2 protein-coding genes and 1 pseudogene are annotated in these 2,719 nt (G+C 44.0%); all 3 read right to left on the bottom strand.

Annotated elements, in window-relative coordinates; genetic code table 11:
- A pseudogene (locus tag AKG09_RS11445) lies at nt 1–259 on the bottom strand (type VI secretion system tip protein VgrG); the annotation flags it as partial.
- 152 nt (nt 260–411) lie between these two features.
- A complete protein-coding gene (locus AKG09_RS11440; RefSeq protein ID WP_054619550.1) occupies nt 412–942 on the bottom strand; it encodes a hypothetical protein in 531 nt (176 codons plus the stop codon).
- Between the two features lie 18 nt (nt 943–960).
- Nucleotides 961–2,719, bottom strand: a 1,759-nt coding sequence (locus tag AKG09_RS11435; RefSeq protein WP_231623947.1) for an RHS repeat-associated core domain-containing protein, incomplete at its 5' end; no start/stop codon positions are given.

Here is a 2,719-nt window from a genome sequence, read left to right as displayed (position 1 = left end):
TTTGACCGACCGAACGGCTACGGTTCATCGCCACGTCGATGCTTTGGTCTTTGCCCACGCTGGTGCTTTGGTTTTGGCCGACGCTGATGCTTTGGTTTTCACCGACGCTGGTGCTTTGGTTTTGGGTGATGCTCGACGTTTCATTCTGGCCGACAGATTTTGTGCGGTTTTGGGTAATCGAAGCCGTTTCGTTTTTCTGAACGGTTTTCGCCCTGTCGCCCACAACCGTTACCGTTTCGTTGTTGCCGATGGTGGAAGAAAAGGCCGTCTGAAAAAGGGGGGATGTTTTTTCAGACGGCCTTTGTGAGTGTTGGGAGGGGGCTAGCCTACGTTTTCTGTCGGCACAACATCTTGCTCATGGAATAAAAATTTCAGACAAGTTGCGGCTTACTATTTTTGTAAAAAAATATGCTATAAAAGAGAATTTATCAATTTATCTTTCCATAGATTTGACGCAGTAGCTATTTCCTCAAAATTAATACCATCATCAATATCACTAATTCCAATATTGTAGATTAAAGCATGGTCATCTTTAAGCACATCTTTCTCGAAATCATCTGGTATAGGTGAAGTTTGAAATGATCTTATAAAGTGTTGAATTTTATTATTATCATTCATAATAACTATAGATACCATTGAAGGCCCGCTATCATATAAAATATTTTCAAAAAAAACTTCATTAATTGGCTTCAAAAATTCAATAACTCCTATGTAGTCTGGAATAAATCCAAATAAATGCCCTAATATTCCTTTTTTTAAATGCCCACGCCAAACCACATTAATTTTATCATTTCTTGCTAATTTCCTAAAAAAATCTAAATCTTGTCCGCTGATACCACAAAAACAACGATAACAAGAAGAATTATTTACTATATTTAAAAGAATTTTCAATTTCTTTTGAGTTTCTTCTTCACTACTCTCTCTTTTAATCTTTGTGTACATAGTTCATCCTTATAATACTTATCGTTTAATATGGAAATGCCCAGGATCTCGCGTTCTCCACCATAGTCGACCGGGAGGAAGCCTTTTATTACGGATAAATTGATTAAATTGGCGTAACCTCGGATTTCCGATTTGATTGACATATCTACCATTTCTAGCTGGAGAAGCTCCCCATGAAATAGAATTACGAGTTCTGAACCCCCCTGATCTACTATAAGATGGCTTTCTCCTATACCAGTTTCTAAAAGGACCAAAAGCATTTCGGCATCTACCTACTGCTAATTTACCTACCTTACCTAATACAGGTCCTGCTACCGCACCAATGCCTGCACTCAGTGCAACGCTTCCATAATCAATGTCATTCCAGTTTTTACCGTTAATCACATTAGATGCGATCTGTATACCTGCATCAGTAGCCGCTCCTGTAAGTGCTCCCACTCCCATCGCAATTAGAATTGGTACAAAAGCTATATTTCCACTTGGATCAATCCAATTTTGTGTATTTGGTGCAAATTGATAAAAATTATTGCCACCATCCAACCCAATCGGATCCTGATTAACAAACCTACCGCAATCAGAATCATAATACCTGAAGAAGTTGTAATGCAGCCCCGTTTCTCGGTCGCAATACTGGTTCTGTAACCTGAACGGTTGGTGCGCTGTTCCCGTTACGTTGGTCTCTTTAACCAGTTTGCCCCAAGCGTTATACTCGCCGAACCAAAGCAGTTTACCGTCTTTATCGGTCATTTCACGCGGTATGCCGATTTGGTCGCAATGGAAGTAATTGATTTCCTGTCTGCTTTCACATTCCGTATTTGTACAGTTGTGAATTTGGGCTAGGGGTTCGTAACTGTCCTGGTCTGTATAGATGTAAGTGTAGAGGCCGTCTGAATTTTGTTCTTGCAGCAGACGGCTGCCGTCCCATATAAAGTCTGTTCTGTCTGCTTTGAGGCCGTCTGAAAGCTCACGGTATTTGGCGGTTCTTCTGTCCAAAGCATCGTATTCAAATACCCAAACTTCTTTATCCCACTCTTCCTTTTCCGCGTTCTTCTTAAACGTTTCAACTTTAACCAAACGGTCGAACAAATCGTAATACAGATTTTGGGTTGTGCCGTCCGAATGTTCTTTGTGGATGGTGTTGCCGAAGTCGTCGTAGAAGAATTTTATGCCGTTGTAAGCCGCAATGCGGTTGTCTTTTACCTGCTCTCCGTATTCGTTAATCAGGTTGTAGGCGGGGTCGAAGGCAAAGGTTTGGTTTTGTACTTTCAGGGGCTGGCCGAGCTTATCGTACTCGAAGTGCGTCGTTCCCGTCCGTTGGTCGGTGCTGTGGAGCAGGTTGCCGGTTTTGTCGTAGCCGTAGCTGCGTTTGACCGCGGTTTGGCCATGCATGCGGGCGGGTATGTAACCCGCCCCTACGGCTGCTTTGCCGTTTTCAGACAGGCCGTTGAGTTGTGCGATTTGGGCTTTCAGACGGCCTACCGGATCCAGTTCGTAGTTGCTGGTCAGGGCTCCCTGTGTCCTTTGGATTTCGCGGTGCAGCTTATCGCGTTCGATGTCCGTAATGACTTCGCCGTCGAGGTTGATTTGGTGCAGGTGGCCGCTGCCGTAATACAGGTAGTTGATTTGTCTGCCGTCGGGCAATACGGTGGTGGTGCGGTTGCCGTTGAAGTCGTAATGGTAACGGATGCTGTTGGTAACCGGCTGGAACAGCATATCGTACTGCGGGTCGCGCCAGTCGGTGGCTATCAGGCCGTTTCGGGCATTCTCTTCTTGGGTC

The sequence above is a fragment of the Neisseria sp. 83E34 genome (genome assembly GCF_001308015.1).
Classification (GTDB): domain Bacteria; phylum Pseudomonadota; class Gammaproteobacteria; order Burkholderiales; family Neisseriaceae; genus Neisseria.
Note: the sequence above shows the minus strand (reverse complement) of the source record. Positions and strands in the feature narration are given on the sequence as shown.

Coding starts and splice junctions, on each gene's coding strand:
- AKG09_RS11440 (WP_054619550.1), bottom strand. CDS start 942: ATGTACACAAAGATTAAAAGAGAGAGTAGTGAAGAAGAAACTCAAAAG.